Source organism: Streptomyces sp. NPDC054770, from assembly GCF_053611985.1.
Genome location: NZ_JBSHBL010000088.1, coordinates 1 through 16,247, shown reverse-complemented (window position 1 = coordinate 16,247; position 16,247 = coordinate 1). Strand labels below are relative to the sequence as shown.

At 72.5% G+C, this 16,247-nt stretch carries 10 protein-coding genes; 9 read left to right on the top strand and 1 reads right to left on the bottom strand.

The genetic code is table 11. The features are described from left to right. Nucleotides 1-68 precede the first annotated feature (68 nt). The 6 genes from ACWGKQ_RS43880 to ACWGKQ_RS43855 all read left to right on the top strand — a co-directional run bounded on the left by ACWGKQ_RS43880 (nt 69) and on the right by ACWGKQ_RS43855 (nt 9,947). Nucleotides 69-1,937 carry an MFS transporter gene (locus ACWGKQ_RS43880; protein WP_453297665.1) on the top strand — a complete coding sequence of 623 codons (1,869 nt, stop codon included), beginning with the start codon at nt 69-71 and terminating at the stop codon, nt 1,935-1,937. 225 nt (nt 1,938-2,162) lie between these two features. Beyond that, a complete protein-coding gene (locus tag ACWGKQ_RS43875; RefSeq protein WP_453297664.1) occupies nt 2,163-3,497 on the top strand; it encodes a sugar phosphate nucleotidyltransferase in 1,335 nt (444 codons plus the stop codon). 97 nt (nt 3,498-3,594) lie between these two features. Further along, nucleotides 3,595-4,314: an SDR family oxidoreductase gene (locus ACWGKQ_RS43870; RefSeq protein ID WP_453297663.1), complete on the top strand. Its 720-nt coding sequence runs from the start codon at nt 3,595-3,597 to the stop codon at nt 4,312-4,314. Then, the gene (gene glgX, locus ACWGKQ_RS43865) at nt 4,311-6,572 is read left to right on the top strand and encodes a glycogen debranching protein GlgX (RefSeq protein ID WP_453297662.1); all 2,262 of its coding nucleotides are present in this window, start codon (nt 4,311-4,313) and stop codon (nt 6,570-6,572) included. The genes ACWGKQ_RS43870 and glgX overlap by 4 nt, the downstream gene beginning before the upstream one ends. After that, nucleotides 6,569-8,728 (top strand): AGE family epimerase/isomerase, encoded by a 2,160-nt coding sequence (locus ACWGKQ_RS43860; RefSeq protein ID WP_453297661.1) that lies wholly within the window; start codon nt 6,569-6,571, stop codon nt 8,726-8,728. The genes glgX and ACWGKQ_RS43860 overlap by 4 nt, the downstream gene beginning before the upstream one ends. Continuing rightward, a complete protein-coding gene (locus tag ACWGKQ_RS43855; protein WP_453297660.1) occupies nt 8,721-9,947 on the top strand; it encodes an IS701 family transposase in 1,227 nt (408 codons plus the stop codon). Before ACWGKQ_RS43860 ends, ACWGKQ_RS43855 begins: the two co-directional genes overlap by 8 nt. Nucleotides 9,948-10,356: 409 nt before the next feature. Here ACWGKQ_RS43855 and ACWGKQ_RS43850 read toward each other — a convergent pair whose 3' ends face one another. Beyond that, nucleotides 10,357-12,051 (bottom strand): ABC transporter family substrate-binding protein, encoded by a 1,695-nt coding sequence (locus ACWGKQ_RS43850; RefSeq protein ID WP_453297659.1) that lies wholly within the window; start codon nt 12,049-12,051, stop codon nt 10,357-10,359. Between the two features lie 176 nt (nt 12,052-12,227). Here ACWGKQ_RS43850 and ACWGKQ_RS43845 point away from each other — a divergent pair, with 176 nt between their 5' ends. The 3 genes from ACWGKQ_RS43845 to ACWGKQ_RS43835 are packed head-to-tail and all read left to right on the top strand — an operon-like array spanning nt 12,228 to nt 16,245. After that, nucleotides 12,228-13,211: an ABC transporter permease gene (locus ACWGKQ_RS43845; protein WP_453297658.1), complete on the top strand. Its 984-nt coding sequence runs from the start codon at nt 12,228-12,230 to the stop codon at nt 13,209-13,211. Continuing rightward, nucleotides 13,208-14,098, top strand: a complete 891-nt coding sequence (locus tag ACWGKQ_RS43840) for an ABC transporter permease (RefSeq protein WP_453297657.1) — start codon at nt 13,208-13,210, stop codon at nt 14,096-14,098. The genes ACWGKQ_RS43845 and ACWGKQ_RS43840 overlap by 4 nt, the downstream gene beginning before the upstream one ends. Further along, the gene (locus tag ACWGKQ_RS43835) at nt 14,098-16,245 is read left to right on the top strand and encodes a dipeptide ABC transporter ATP-binding protein (RefSeq protein WP_453297656.1); all 2,148 of its coding nucleotides are present in this window, start codon (nt 14,098-14,100) and stop codon (nt 16,243-16,245) included. The genes ACWGKQ_RS43840 and ACWGKQ_RS43835 overlap by 1 nt, the downstream gene beginning before the upstream one ends. The last annotated feature ends 2 nt before the right edge of the window (nt 16,246-16,247 follow it).

Here is a 16,247-nt window from a genome sequence, read left to right as displayed (position 1 = left end):
GAGAAGCGGCCGGTAACACCGTGGAACACGGCCGAGAACAGAAGACGGGACACGGGGAGTGCCTTCAGGTGGCCACAGCGGAGCCGACACGCGCCGACAACGCCGATCCGGGCCCGGTATCCGGGCCGCGAATAGCCCTGCCGCCGGCAGAGGCCGACCGCACGGAGCGTAAGGGCGGCGACGGTACCGAGCGCAAGGTCGGCGACCGGCTGCGGCGGGCCGCCGAGCCGCTGCGGCTGCGGCTGCTGCGTCACCCGGTGCTGTCGGTCACGGCCCTGGCCGGCCTCCTGCACATCCTCTGGTTCTTCACGTTCGCGAACAGCGGCGGCGATCTCGCGGCGCAGGACGCCTGGGCCGAGTTCGTCGGCCGGCACCCGGACTCGGCGTACAACCTCGCCTGGTACGGCGGGATGCACCCGGTGTCGTACAGCATGGTGTCGCCGTATCTGATGTCGGTGCTCGGCGTCCGCACCACGATGATGATCGCCGGCACGGTCTCGGCCGGTCTGCTGACCCTGCTCCTGATCCGCAGCCGCGCGGTGAAGAACCCCCTGTGGGCCGCGCTCGCCGGGGTCTTCGCGCTGCTGTGCAACGCCATCTCCGGGCGGGTCACCTTCGGTCTCGGCACGGTGTTCGCGCTGGCCTCGGTCGGGGCGGTGTTCTGCTGGCCGTACCGCTGGCGCCACAAACGGTGGGCGAAGGCACTGGTCGCGTCCCCGTTCGCGGCCCTCGCCACGATGTCGTCCCCGGTGGCCGGGCTCTTCGTCGGCTTCGTCGCGGTCGCGCTGTTCCTCCAGAAGCGGCGGCCGGGCGCCTGGGCGCTCGGCCTGGCGCCCGCGGCCGTGGTGGCGGTCTCCGCCTGGCTGTTCCCGTTCTCCGGCACCCAGCCGATGGGCTTCGGCTCGGTGATCATGCCGCTGGCGTACGGGCTGCTCTGCCTCTTCCTGGTCCCCAAGGAGTGGAAGACGGTCCGGCTGACGGCCGCCGTGTACAGCCTCAGCGTGGTGCTGGTGTGGCTGGTCAGCTCGCAGATCGGCTCCAACATCTCGCGGCTGCCGATGCTGTTCGCCGGCGCGACGCTGATCGCGGCCCTGCCGTACACGGTCCCGCGCTCGCGCAAGTACTACGTCACGGTCCTCGCCTTCCTCGGTTTCGTCGGCTGGATCGGCTTCAAGTCGGTCGACGACATCCTCCACACGACCCCGGCCGCGTCCTGGGCCCGTGAGCTCGCCCCGCTCGTCCACCAGCTCCAGCAGGTCGGCGCCGAGAAGGGCCGCGTCGAGGTGGTCCCGGCCCGCTCGCACCGCGAGGCCTCCGCGCTCGCGCCGTACGTCAACCTGGCCCGCGGCTGGAACCGCCAGGCCGACATGGAGCGCAACCCGCTCTTCTACGACGACACCCTGAACTCCGCGAACTACCACGAGTGGCTCCAGCGCTGGGCCGTGCACTTCGTGGTGCTGCCGAAGGACGAGCCCGACGGCGACGGCGGGGAGCGGGAGCGGGCGCTGGTGCAGCGCGGGATGCCGTACCTGAAGCAGATCTGGGGCGACGCCAACTGGCAGCTGTTCCGGGTGACCGATCCGGTGCCCCTTGCGGAGCCCAACGCGGTGGTGGACAGCGCCGAGCAGGGCGAGCTGACCATCGAGGTCCGCAAGGCCGGCCGCATCCTGATCCGGATCCCGTACTCGCCCTGGCTGAGCATCGTCGACGCGGACGGCAAGAGCCTGAAGCCGCCGCAGGAGACCGAGGCCTCCAAGCACCGGTCCGACGGCAGTCCGAAGACGTACACCAACGTCAACGGCTGCCTGGCGGAGACGCCGGAGGACGCCAAGGGGGACCAGTGGACGATGCTGCTGGCCCCGCGGGCCGGGACGTACCGGCTGGCCGCGCCGTACCAGCTGCCGCGGGGCACACCCTGCCCCGACGAGCTGAAGTGACCCGCCCACGCGAGTGACATGACTGTCGGGATGACTAGCCCATTGACTCCGTGAGTCAATCGATACCCGACTCATACATTCCCAGCTCAGAGCCATGATCCAAAGGTCCGTCAGGGTCCGGCACGGCTCTTCCCCGCCCATTTTCTTTACATTTTACTTGACTCCCAATGACAGCCTCAGTTGACTGAATGGCGTTGATTCGTCGGCCGAGGAGGCAGCGCAGTCATGGGGGACGAGACGTTAGGGATAATCCTGGCCGGAGGCCGGGGCGAACGTGCCAAGCCGCTCACCCTCGCCTCCTCGGACTACATCCGCAGCAAGGCGCTGATCCCGTTCGCCGGCCGGCCGGTCATCGAATGGCTCGTCGAGAACTGCCGGGACCAGGGCATCCGCCGCTTCTACGTGGTCGCCCAGGGCGCCGAGAACCACAGCCAGATCAAGCTCGTGCTCGGCACCGGCGAGCGGTTCGGCGTCGAGATCCACTACTCCCGGGCCCGGCTGGACCGCTACAACGTCGGCTCGGGCGCCGCCACCCTGCACAACCTCGAACGGTGGGACCTCACCGGCCGCGCCCTGGTGCTGCCGGTCGACTCCGTCTTCGAGTTCTCGCTCCCCCGGCTGACCGACGCGCACCACGCCGCCGACGCCGTGGTGACCGTCGCGTCGGTCGGCCGTACGGCCGAGGAGATCGCCGGCAAGTACGGGGTGATGCGGACGGCCGCGGACGGCACCGTCTCGGGCTTCCTGGAGAAACCCGACCTCGACCACGTCCACCGTCTCTTCCCCGAGACATCGTTGCCGGGCACCGGCTTCACCCTGCCGACCAACGCGGGCATGTACCTGGTCGACTGCGGCCGCCTGCGGCTGGCGGCCCGCACCCCCGAGATGATCCGGCTCGCCCAGCAGCGCCTCGACTGGGGCGGCGACCTGCTGCCCTGGCTGGTCCGGCGGGGGCTGCCGGTCGCGGCCGCGCCCATCGACCGGCTCGGCGACCTCGGCAGCATCCCGGACTACCTGACCACCCTCGGCGACGTGCTGCGCGGCCACTACCGCTGGATGAGCCGGGCCATGGGCGCGCCGGTGAGCACCGACCCGCCGTACTGGATCCACGAGTCGAGCCTGCGCACCAAGGACAGCGCGACCGGCACCACCCTCGCCCAGAAGATCGCCGAGGGCAGCGTGGTGGTGGGACCCGCCGTGCGCATCGGGCGCAACGCCGAGATCGGCCCCGGGGTGAAGCTGCGGTACACGGACGTCGGTGACGACGTCGACATCGACGAGGGGGCCCGGCTCAGCCGGACGGCGATCGGCGACGGCGCCGTCGTCGGACCGTACGCCCGGATCACCGACTCGTACGTGGGGCCCATGGCGCAGGTGCACTCCGCGCGCGACAACCCCGTCCGGCTCGTCCACTCCGCGATCGGGGAGGCCGCCGACCTGCGTCCCGGCACCCGGCTCTCGGGGGTGAGCGTCTATCCGCGGCTGCGGGTGCCAGCCGTCACCGGTCTGCCCACCGGCACCCATCTGACCAGCTCCGACGACATCCTGCGCTGGATCTGACCGGACCCGGCACACACCTAGGCACCTGCGCATCCGCCCACGCTCCTTCCCGCACCCCATACGTCCGGCTCGGCTACCGCCCTGGGGAGTTTTCTCGATGGACACGATGGACAGCCCGATCGCAGTCATAGGAGGGACCGGCCGCGTCGGCCGGCTCGTCACCCGGCAGTTGCTGGCCCGGGGCGAGACCGTCCGGGTCATCGGCCGCAGCACCCAGCGCGCCCGGCGGCACATGCCCGCGCAGGCGCAGTACTTCACGGCCGACGTACGCGACCCGGCCACGCTCCGCATTCCCCTGCACGGGTGCGGCGCCGTCGTCTACGCCGTGGAGCCGGGCACCGACGCCGCCGGCCCGGACAGCCCGGAGTCGACCCTGCACGGCGGTGTCCGGCACGTCCTGGACGTCCTGGGCGACACCTTGACCGACCGGCACTTCGTGCTGGTCAGCCAGCGGCACGTCACCCGCCGCGACCACCCCATGAACGCCTACGGCCGGATGCTGGACTGGCGGCTGGCCGGCGAGGACGCGGTCCGCTCCTCCGGCCTGCCCTACACGGTGATCCGGCCGGGCTGGCTGACCGACGAGCCCGGACACGGCGTGCTGCACCTGGAGCAGGGCGACGTGGGCGACGGATACGTGGCCCGCGCGCACGTCGCCGAGGCCTGCGTGCGGGCGATCGACTCGCCCGCGGCGCGCGGCGTGACGTTCGAGATGCGCAGCGAGTCCGGTCCGGCCTCCGGCCCCGTGCCCTGGGACGAGCTCTTCGCCGGGCTGCGCGCCGACGCCCCGGCCGGGACGAGGGCGGTGTTCGTATGAGCGTCTCGACCGAGGCCCAGGACCAGCCGGCCGTCACCACGACGACCGCCACCGCACCGGCCGATGCCACACCGGCCGACGCCACGACGACGGATGCCACGAACACGTACATGCCCCTGCCCGCCGACCACGACACCGGGGCCGACGCCTCCGACGTCCCCCAGCCCGGCGTCACCCCGGGCCACCCGCAGCCGCTGGGCAGCACCGTCGACGCCGACGGGGTCAACTTCTCGGTCTTCTCCGAGCACGCCACCCGTGTCGACCTGCTGCTGTTCGAGCACTGCGACAGCCCGCAGCCCTACCGGACCATCCGGCTGCACCCCGAGCGGCACCGCAGCTTCCACTTCTGGCACTGCCATGTGCAGGGCCTCGGCGCCGGCCAGGTCTACGCCTACCGCATGGAGGGGCCGCGCGACCCGGTCTCCGGAGGCAGCCGCTTCGACCAGCGCAAGGTGCTGCTCGACCCCTACGCCCGCGCCAACGTCAACAGCCGCTGGGAGCGGACCCGCGCGATCGGCCCCGGGGACAACGTCGAGCACTCCATGCGCAGCCTGGTGGTCGACCTGGACGACTACGACTGGGAGGGCGACACCCCGCTGCGCACCCCGATGGCCGACACCGTCGTCTACGAGATGCACGTCCGCGGCTTCACCGCCTCGCCGACCTCCGGTGCGGACCACCCGGGGACCTTCTCGGCCGTCATCGACAAGATCCCGCACCTGAAGGAACTCGGCGTCACCGCGGTGGAGTTGCTGCCGGTCTTCGACTTCGACGAGACCCAGGTGCTGCGTACCGGACCGGACGGGACCCCGCTGCGCAACTACTGGGGCTACGACCCGTACGGGTTCTTCGCCCCGCACACCGGCTACTGCGCGAGCCCCCATCTGGCCACCCACATCACCGAGTTCCGCGACATGGTGAAGGCGTTCCACAAGGCCGGCATCGAGGTCATCCTCGACGTGGTCTTCAACCACACCAGCGAGGGCAACGAGTTCGGGCCGACGATCAGTTTCCGGGGCGCCGCGAACGAGGCCTACTACCACCTGTGGCCGCAGGACCGCTCCCACTACATGGACTTCACCGGGTGCGGCAACGCGGTCAACGCCAACCACCCCATCGTCACCAAGTTCATCCTGGAGTCGCTGGAGTACTGGGTCTCCGAGCACCACGTCGACGGCTTCCGCTTCGACCTCGCCTCGGAGCTGTCCCGCGGTCCGATGGGCTACGAGATGGCGGTGCCGCCCGCGCTGTGGGCGATCGAGCTGTCGCAGATCCTGGCCGAGACGAAGATCATCGCGGAGCCGTGGGACGGCGGCGGGCTCTACCAGGTGGGCCGGTTCCCCGGAAAGCGCTGGGCGCAGTGGAACGGCCCGTTCCGGGACGACGTACGGCGGTTCGTGCGCGGTGACGCGGGCATCTCCGGTGAGGTCGCCTCCCGGCTCGGCGGCTCGGCCGACCTGTTCGCCCCGCAGGAGGAACTGCCCACCAACAGCATCAACTTCGTGACCTGCCACGACGGCTTCACCCTCAACGACCTGGTCAGCTACGACACCAAGCACAACCACGCCAACGGTGAGGCGAACGCCGACGGGGCGAACGAGAACTACAGCTGGAACTGCGGCTTCGAGGGGCCCACGGACGATCCCGAGGTCGAGGCGCGGCGGGTGCGGCAGGTCAAGAACCTGCTGTCGATCCTGATGCTCAGCCGCGGCGTGCCGATGCTGCTGGCCGGTGACGAGTTCCGCAACAGCCAGGCCGGCAACAACAACGGCTACTGCCAGGACGGCCCGCTCTCCTGGCTGGACTGGGACCAGGCCGGCACGGAGCGGGAGACGCTCGATTTCACCCGGGGTGTCATCGGGCTGCGCAAGCGCTACCGCACCTTCCGGGAGCCGCAGTTCTTCTCGGAGCGGCTCAACCCCCGCTTCCTGCCGGACATCACCTGGCACGGCACGCGACTGCACCAGCCGGGCTGGGAGAACGCCGACGCCCATGTACTGGCCTGCACGTACGGCGGTTTCGACGGTGACCCGGACCTGCACCTGGTCCTGAACATGTACCACCTGGGCCTCGACTTCGAGCTGCCCGTCCTCGCCGGCCACCGCTGGCACCGCGTCCTGGACACGGCCCGGCCGGCCCCCTACGAGATCCTCCCGCCCGGAGCGGAGGAGCCGGTCGACGGTCCCACCTATCACGCCCAGGGCCGCAGCGTCGTGCTGCTGGCGGCCCTGCCCGACGAGAAGGGCACGCGACGATGAGCGCACTCTCCCGACGACGTATCACCTCCGACACCCTGGCGGGATACGTGACCCACTACAGCCCCACCAGGCGCATGTTCGGTCTGCGCAGCCCGGACGGGCGTGAGTTCACGGTCCACCTGACCCACAACGCCGTCTCCCGCATCGTCCGCAACCTCGGCGACTCCTACCACGACACCACGGCCGACACCGTCGACATGCTGGCCGAGGGCCGGTTCCTGTTCGCGTACGGGATCCTCTACGAGTGGGAGGGCGGCGCCCGCTTCGACGCCAAGGAGATCACCTTCCCGGAGGAGAGCCGCGGCCAGTACGTCTTCGAGCACCCGAACTGGTGGGTGCAGCAGGCCGCCGCGATCGCCGACTTCTACCTGCGCGGGCAGTTCCCGGACGGGGTGTACGACTGGCGGAACTTCCGCACCCACCTCACCCTGAGCGGCACCCACTTACCGGAGTTCCACGGCAAGGACGTGCGCCAGGAGACCGACACCATCTCCCGGCTGGTGTACGGGCTGGCCACCGCCTACCTGCTGACCGGCGAGGACCGCTTCCTGGAGGCGGCCCAGTCCGGCACCGAGTACCTGCGCGAGCACATGCGGGTGGACGACCAGGCGGACGGGATCACCTACTGGTACCACGGCATCGACATCACGCCGAACGGCCACCGGCCGGTCTTCGCCTCGGAGTTCGGGGACGACTACGACGCGATCCCGATGTACGAGCAGATCTACGCGCTGGCCGGCCCCACCCAGACCTTCCGGATCACCGGCGACCCGAAGATCCTGAACGACATCGACCGCACGGTCGCCCTGTTCCAGAAGTACTTCCGCGACCCGGTCGAGGGCGGGTTCTTCTCGCACCTGGACCCGATCGCCCTCGACCCGGGCGCCGACTCGCTGGGCCGCAACCGGTCCCGCAAGAACTGGAACTCCGTCGGCGACCACGCCCCGGCGTACCTGATCAACGCCTATCTGGCGACCGGCCGTTCGGACTTCGCGGCCTTCCTGGAGGAGACCGCGGACACGATCGTCAAGCGGTTCCCGGACGAGCCCAACTCCCCGTTCGTGCAGGAACGGTTCCACGCCGACTGGAGCCCGGACCGCACCTGGGGCTGGCAGCAGGACCGCGCGGTGGTCGGCCACAACCTCAAGATCACCTGGAACCTGACCCGCATCAAGGCCCTGCACGACAAGCCCGAGTACGGCACCACGGCGGAGCGGATCGCCGAGCTGATGCCCTCGGTGGGCAGCGACGGGCTGCGCAGCGGCTGGTACGACGTGGTGGAGCGGCAGCCCGACCCGGACAGCGGCATCCACCGCATGGTCTGGCACGACCGCAAGGCCTGGTGGCAGCAGGAGCAGGCGATCCTCGCCTACCTCATCCTGGCCGGCACCACCGACGACCCCGAGCACCTGCGGCTGGCCCGGGAGGCGGCGTCGTTCTACAACGCGTACTTCCTCGACTACGAGGACGGCGGCGTCTACTTCAACGTCCTGGCCAACGGCATCCCGTACCTGCTGGGCACCGAGCGGCTCAAGGGCAGCCACGCGATGGCGGGTTACCACGCGCTGGAGCTGTGCTACCTGTCGGCGACCTACACCGGCCTGCTGCTCGGCAACGACCCGGTGACCCTGCACTTCCGGCCGTGCCCGGACGACCTCCCGGAGCGGCTGCTGCGGGTGGCGCCGGACCTGCTGCCGGCCGGTTCCGCGGAGCTGACCCGGGTGTGGGTGGACGGGCAGCCGTACCAGAACTTCGACGCCAAGGACCTGACCGTACGGCTGCCCCAGGGCACCGAACCGGTGCGGGTGCGGGTGGAGCTGGAGCCCGCGCAGATGCGGCTGCGGATGCGCAGCGAGTTCGACGGCGGCACCGCCCACATCAGTTGCCGCGGTGTGATCGACGCCGCCGAACTGGGCAAGTTCCGCAGGATCCTGGCCGAGGTCATGGCGGCCGCTCCGGCGCGGGTGGAGTTCCACCTGTGCGAGACCAGCGAGATGTGCCGCTCGGCCATCAACGAGCTGCTGTTCCAGCGCACCAAGGCGGGGCTCGACGTCGACTTCGTGATCGTGGGCTGTGCCCTGCCGGAGGTCGCGGACGCGCTGCTCGCCACGGACGCCTTCCTGTTGGATGGTGGTGACGACTGCAACCATGAGTGATCTCGCGACCATCACCCTCCCGTTACCGTCCGTCCGTACGCCGGGTGCCCCGCCCGGTGCCCACGACCTGCCTGCCTACTGCGGCGAGCTGTTCGGCCAGTTCACCCGGGCCGACCAGCGGCGCTGGGGCGAGGTGTACCTGCGCGGCCTGCTGGCCGTGCCCGGCCGCAAGACGCCCGCCCGGATCACCGAACAGGTGCTGGGGCGGCGGGCGGTGCAGCAGATCCAGCAGTTCGTGAACCAGAGCCCCTGGGCGTCCGCGCCGGTGCGCGGCCGGCTGGCCGGACAGATGGTCCGGGCCTTCCGGGCCGAGGCCTGGTCGGTCGACGAGGTCGTCTTCGCCAAGAACGGCGACCGCTCGGTCGGCGTGGCCCGCCAGTACGCGGCCTCCCAGGAACGCACCGTCAACTGCCAGCTGGCGCTGGCGACCTCGCTGGTGGGGCACGCCGGCGGGGTCCCGGTGAACTGGCGGCTGGTGCTGCCGACCCGCTGGGACCGCGACGAGGGCCTGCGCGGCCAGGCGCACTTACCGGACCAGGAGCGCTGCCGTCCGCGGTGGAGCTACGTACTGGAAGCACTCGACGAGATGCTCGACGAGTGGTCCCTGGAACCGCTGCCGGTGCTGGCCGACTGGCGCGGCGACGGGGACCCGGACCCCCTGTTACGGGGCCTGGAGGCCCGCGGGCTCGGCTATGTGGTCCAGGCATCGCCGCACACGCCGGTACTCCTCCCCCGCGGCCGGGCCGCCGCCCGGGGCGCCGGCGGCACCCTGGCCGAACTCGCCGCGCACGCCGTCCGGCACACCGAGCGGACGTCGGTGACCTGGCACGACCCGGTGACCGAACGCATGTGGCACTCGGAGTTCCTGACCGTTCCGGTGCTGCTGCGGGCCGAGCGCTCGCCCGAGGGCTGCCCGGCCACGGCGCCGCGGCCGCGGATGCTCCTCGCGGACTGGCCCTACGGCCGGCCGCAGCCGCGGGCCTACTGGCTGACCAACCTGCCGGTCCGCCGGCTGGCGGAGCTGGTGCTGCTGGCCCGGCTGCGCAGGTTCGCCGGGGAGGCGCTGGGCCGGATGCACGAGGAGTTCGGCCTCGGCGACTTCGAGGGCCGCTCCTTCCGCGGCTGGCACCACCACGTGACCCTGGCCTCGGCCGCCCTCGGCTTCGACATGGTCCGCCAGCAGGCGGCCGAGAGAGCCCTGAGCACACCGCATGCCTGACCGGCACCACCGTCCCGACCGAAACGGCCCCGTGCGGACAGCTCCGCACGGGGCCGCCGTGCGCGCGCTTCCGCCGGTGGGCGCCGAAGGTGGGGGCTGGGGGGACGCTTACCGGCGCCGGCAGGGTGCCGCCCGCGCCCACCCGTGCCGCCACAGCGGCACGACTGCCCGCGGCTGGATGAGAGCCACGGCCGGACAGCGCTCCGTCAGGGCCGCGGGGAACTGCGCGATCAGCCCCCACTCACCCGCGCAGGTCCTGCAACCCGCCACCACCCCCAAAGAAAGCGATAGCCGCCCCTGGATGCCCCCTCGCGACAACCCCTGTCCCCGGCCTCACACACCCCCCGTCGGCTCTCCCCTCCCGCGCAGGCGCTCCGGGCCCCCGCTCCCGCCCCCGGCCACCCCACGCTTACTTCTGCCAGCCGACCTTCGTGAAGTCGATGTCGCCGAGGCCCGGGACGCCGTAGTTGGCCAGGCCCTTGCGGACGGCGAGGATCTGGGGGCGCTGGTAGAGCTCGATGTCGTGGCCGAGGCGCCAGATCTCGGTGTCCGCCTCGTTGTAGAGGCGCTGGGCGGTCCGGGTGTCGAGGGTGCCCGCGGCCTCGTCCAGGAGTTGGTCCACCTTCGCCGAGCCGACCCGGCCGTAGTTCTCGAAGACCTGGCCGCCGGCCGGGCGCCGGTAGATGGCGTAGGCGGAGCTCGGGTACGTCAGACCGGTGAAGCGGAAGATCGCGAGGTCGAAGTTGCCCTTGTCCAGGTACTGCGGGCCGTAGGCGGAGGCGGGCACCTTCTCGATGTCGACGCGGACGCCGGCCCGGGCGAGCATCTGCTGGACGAGCTGGGCCAGGTCCTCGCCGAGCCGGTTGGTGCCCTCGCTCAGCACCAGGCGGAGGGTGAGACTGCGGCCGTTCCTGACCCGCGGCTGCCCGGCGCCCCGGCTGTGCCAGCCCGCGCGGTCGAGGGCGCGCTCGGCGGCCTTGAGGTCGAAGCGGCCGTAGGCGCCGGAGTCGTCGGCGTAGCCGGGCTGGTTGGTCATGTAGAAGTGGTTGCCGAGCAGCGGCACCTTCACCGGCAGGCCCGCGGCCGCGACCTCGGCCAGCGCCGGGCGGTCCACGGCCTGCTGGAGGGCGCTTCGCACCGCCCGGTCGGCCAGCGGCCCGCTCGCGCCGTTCAGCGTGATGTGCACCTCGTCCCAGGCGGAGCCGATCCGGACGGCGGTGTCCGGCGCCTTCGCCAGCTGGGCGTAGGCCTCGCTGGTGGCCGCGTTGACGACGTCGACCTCGCCGTTGAGGAAGGCCTGGAGGGCGGCGTCGGGGTCCAGGACGCGGAAGACGATCCGGTCGAGCCGGGGCCGGGTGCCCCACCACGCGTTGTCGCGGACGAGGGTGAGGGTCTGCGCCGTACGGTCGACGGAGGCGAGCTCGAAGGGGCCCGCGGTGACCGGGAGCCGCCCCTGCCAGTCGGAGTCGAAGTGGCGCGGGCTGTCGTAGGCGACGGCCGGGAAGAGCGGGGTGAAGAGCCGGCGCCAGTCGGCGTACGGCTTCTTGAAGGTGACCTCGATCTGATGGGCGTCGGCGCCCTGGCGGACGTCGGCGATACGGTCGTAGCCGCTCGGGTCGGCGACCAGGTACCGGTCGTCGCCGCCGCCCACCGCGTGCCACTGGGCGGCGAAGTCCCGCCAGCTCAGGGCCCGGCCGTCGGACCAGCGGGCCTTCGGGTTCAGCCGGTAGGTGACGACCTGGCGCGAGCCGGCGGTGGAGACGGTGGCGGAGACCAGGTAGTCCCGGACGATGCGGGGGACGCCCTGGGCGTCCCGGGTGAAGAGCCGCGGCTCCGTCATCGTGTCGATCGTCCACACGTCGTCCAGGGCGCCGTCGACGTGGTTGAAGTTGAACTGGGTGATCATCTGCGTGATCGGCAGGGTCAGGGTCCCTCCGGAGCGGAGGTCCCCGGACGGCAGGGCGTTGATGTCGTAGGTGCCGTACGTCGGCAGTGCCTGGCGCCGGGAATCGTCGTGCCCGTCGGACGCGGTGCATCCGGTGGCCGTGAGGACGATGAGCGCCCAGACGGCCAGCCACCCGGGCCATCCCCGTAATCGCTCCACCTGCCAGCCTCTCCGGCGTCGCGGAACCGCCAACTGCCTTGACTTTCCTGCGAATTGTGGCGCCGGAGCTTAACATCACGATGTTTCCCTCAAATGAAGAGAAGGCAGACTCCCTCCCCGGGCGGACGCCCGCGCTCCGCCCGGGCCGTCACCGTCCGTGCCCCGTCAGGAGTTCCATGGTCTTCCTGATCGCCAGGCGCCTGGTCCGCTGCATGGTCCTGTTCCTCGTCTCCCTGGTCCTGTCCTACGCACTCGCCTCGACCGCGCTCGATCCACGCGCGTATTTCGAGGACCGCACGCCCCCGCCGCCGGCCCGGGTCGTCGACCGCGAGCTGGCCCGGCTCGGCATGGACGACCGGGCCCCGCTGCCGGAGCGCTTCGCGCACTGGGCGGACCGCGCCGTCCACGGCGACCTGGGCCGCACCATCGACGACCAGTCCGTGAGCGCCGAGTTCGGCCGCCGGATCGGTGTGTCGGTACGGCTGCTGCTGGTGGGCACGCTGGCCGGTACGGCGGTCGGCACGCTGGCCGGGATGTGGGCGGCGGTCCGGCGCGGCGGGCTCGGCGACCGGGCGCTGGCCGGGTTCTCCTTCGCGGTGCTGTGCGTGCCCACCTTCGTGCTGGCGCTGCTCCTGAAGACCGGGGCGCTCGCGGTCAACCGGGCCGCGGGCGGCAACGTCGTCAAGTACACCGGCGAGCACACCCCCGGGCTGCAGGGCGACTGGAGCGTCCACCTGCGGGACACGGCGGCCCATCTGGTGCTCCCGGCGCTCTGCGTGGCGCTCGCGGCGATCGCCCTGTACAGCCGCTACCAGCGGGCCGCCACCCTGGACGTGCTCGGCGCGGACCATCTGCGCACCGCCCGTGCCAAGGGGCTGACCCCGGGCCGCGCGCTGCTGCGGCACGGGCTGCGGATCTCGCTGGTGCCGATGACGGTCTTCTTCTCCTTCGGCGTCCTCACCCTGGTCACCGGGGCGGTGTTCACCGAGCGGGTCTTCGGCTGGCCCGGCATGGGCAGCTGGCTGATCGACTCGGTGGAGAAAGGGGACGTGAACTCGGTCGTGGCGGTCGACGGCTTCGCCGCGGCCGTCGTCCTGCTGGCGGGGCTGGTCGCGGACGTCCTGCACGCGCTGCTCGATCCCCGGGTGCGGCAGCCGTGAGAGCGGGGCGGCGCGGGCGGGCGGTGCTGCGGCGGCTGGCCGGGCACCCGGGGGCGCTGTACGGGCTCGCGCTGCTGCTGGCCCTGGTGGTGCTCGCGGTCGCGGGGCCGTACGTGTGCCGGTGGTCCTACACGGACGTCGACTACACGGCGCTGCGGCAGCCGCCGGACGCCCGGCACTGGATGGGCACCAACCGGATCGGGCAGGACGTGTTCGCCCAGGTCGCGCACGGGCTGCGGAAGTCGCTGCTGATCGGATTGCTGGTGGCCGCGGTCGCCACCTTTCTTGCGGCGGCGGTGGGGGCCTGCGCCGGGTACTTCGGCGGCTGGACGGACCGTTCGCTGATGTTCGTGGCGGACCTGCTGCTGGTGCTCCCCGGCTTCCTGGTGCTCGTGGTGCTCGCCCCGCGGCTGCGGCGGTGGGGCTGGCTGGCGCTGGCCGGGCTGCTCGCCCTGCTGGGCTGGATGGTCACCGCGCGGGCGGTGCGCGGCATGACCCGCTCGCTGAAGGAGCGTCAGTTCGTGGTGATGGCGCAGCTGATGGGGGTGGGGCCGGTGCGGATCATCTGGCGGCACGTGCTGCCGCACCTGGCCTCGTTCCTGATCACCGACGCGACGGTCACGGTGGCCGGGGCGGTGGTCAGCGAGGCCGGTCTTTCCTACTTCGGCTTCGGCGTCCAGCCGCCGGACGTCTCCCTGGGCACGCTGATCGCGGACGCGTCCGACGTGGCCCTGGTGTATCCGTGGATGTTCTTCTTCCCGGCGGGTCTGCTGACCGCGTTCGTGCTGGCGGTCAGCCTCCTCGGCAACGCCCTGCGCGACGCCCTGGACCCCACGACGCTGCGGCAGGCCGGCCCGCCCCGCGGTGCCGTGTCGGGGCTCGCCTGATGGGCGCGGGTCCGGCGGCGCGCGGACCGGCGGGCCCGGTCCTGGAGGTGCGCGGTCTGACGGTCGCCTTCGGGGGCGGGCGACGGCGGCCGGCCGTCCCCGTGGTGCGCGGCGTGGACCTCGTGCTGCGCCCCGGTGAAGTCCTGGGCCTGGTGGGCGAGTCGGGCGCGGGCAAGTCGCTGACCGCGCTGTCGCTGCTCGGCCTGGCACCGCCCGGCGCCCAGGTGGGCGGTTCGGTACGGCTGCTGGGCGAGGAGGTGCTGGGGCGGCCGGAGCGGGAGCTGGCCGGCCTCCGGGGCCGCCGGATCGCCATGGTCTTCCAGGACCCGCTGCACGCCTTCACTCCCGTACTGCGCGTCGGCGACCAGCTCGCGGAGGCGCTGCGCATCCACGAACGCCCGCGCCCGCGCCGCGAGACGGCCCTGCGGCGGGCCGTGGAGCTGCTGGACTTCGTGGGGGTGCCGCAGCCGTCCCGCGCCGCCCGCGCCCTGCCCCACCAGCTGTCCGGCGGGATGCTCCAGCGGGCCATGATCGCGATGGCGGTGGCGAACCGGCCCGCGGTCCTGGTCGCGGACGAGCCGACCAGCGCGCTGGACGTTACTGTGCAGGCCCAGGTCCTTGAGGCGCTCGGGGCCGCCCGGCGGGAGACGGGGGCGGCGCTGCTCCTCGTCACCCACGACCTCGGGGTGGTCGCGGGCGCCGCGGACCGGGTCGCCGTGCTGTACGCGGGGCGGGTGGTGGAGACGGGCCCGGCGGAGGCGGTGCTGTGCCGTCCCCGGATGCCGTACACCCTCGGGCTCGTCGGCTCCGTGCCACGCCTGGACGCCCGGGTCCCGCCGGTACCGGTCCCGGGCACCGCCCCCGCCCCGGGCACCGCGGGCCCGGGCTGCGCCTTCGCCCCGCGCTGCCCGCTGGCGGAGCCGGAGTGCCAGGCGGCCGAGCCCCCGCTCACCGGGGTGGACAGCCCCTCCCGCGCCGACGCCTCGGCACCCGACGCCCACGAGGCGGCCTGCCGGCGGATCCCGGAGGTCCGGCACTGGACCGCGGCCGAGCTGTTCGGGCCGCCGGCGCTGCCCCCGGACCGGGACCGCACCCCGGGCGGCCCGGCCGCCGACGTCGTGCTGCGGGTCTCCGGGCTCGGCCGGTCGTACCCGGCGGCGGGACCGCGGCGACGGGGTCCCGTGGTGCGTGCCGTCGAGCAGGTGGATCTGGAGGTGCGGCGCGGGCAGACGCTGGCGCTCGTCGGGGAGTCCGGGGCCGGGAAGAGTACGACGCTGCGGGAGATCGCCTCGCTGGCGGCGCCGCAGGCCGGGCGGGTGGAGGTGCTGGGGCAGGACACCGCGCTGCTGTCCCGCCGCGCGGCACGTGAGCTGCGCACGGCCGTGCAGCTGGTGCCGCAGGATCCGATGTCGAGCCTCGATCCGCGGATGCCGGTGGGCGACATCGTGGCCGAGCCGCTGCACGCCGCGCGGGTGCCGGCGGCCGTCGTGGCGGCGCGGGTGCCGCGGCTGCTGTCCCAGGTGGGGCTGCGCCCCGCGGACGCGGACGGCTACCCGCACCAGTTCTCCGGGGGCCAGCGGCAGCGCATCGCCATCGCCCGGGCCCTGGCGGTCGGCCCCGCACTGCTGCTGCTCGACGAGCCGGTGTCCGCGCTGGACGTGTCGGTGCAGGCCGGGATCCTGGACCTGCTGCTGCGGCTGAAGCGGCAGCAGGGCCCGGCGTATCTGCTGGTCTCGCACGACCTCGCGGTGGTCCGGCAGCTCGCCGACCGGGTGTCGGTGATGTACGCGGGCCGGACGGTGGAGACGGGCGGCGTGGCCGAGGTGTACGGCCGGCCGCGCCACCCCTACACCCGGGCCCTGCTCTCGGCCGTCCCGCTGCCGGACCCGGTCGCCGAGCGCGCCCGGCGCCGGATCGTGCTGCCCGGTGATCCCGGGCCGGGCCCGCCCGGCGCCGCCGGGTGCGGGTTCCGGGCCCGCTGTCCCGTGCAGGCCCTGCTCTCCGCCGCGCAACGGCGGCGCTGCGCGGAGGAGACACCCCGCGGGCGGCCGGCCGGACCGGCCGCCGGCCACACCGTCTCCTGCCATTTCCCGCCCGACTGCCGATTACCCCACGACGAAGCACCGGGTCCGGTCCGGCGGCCGTAGAG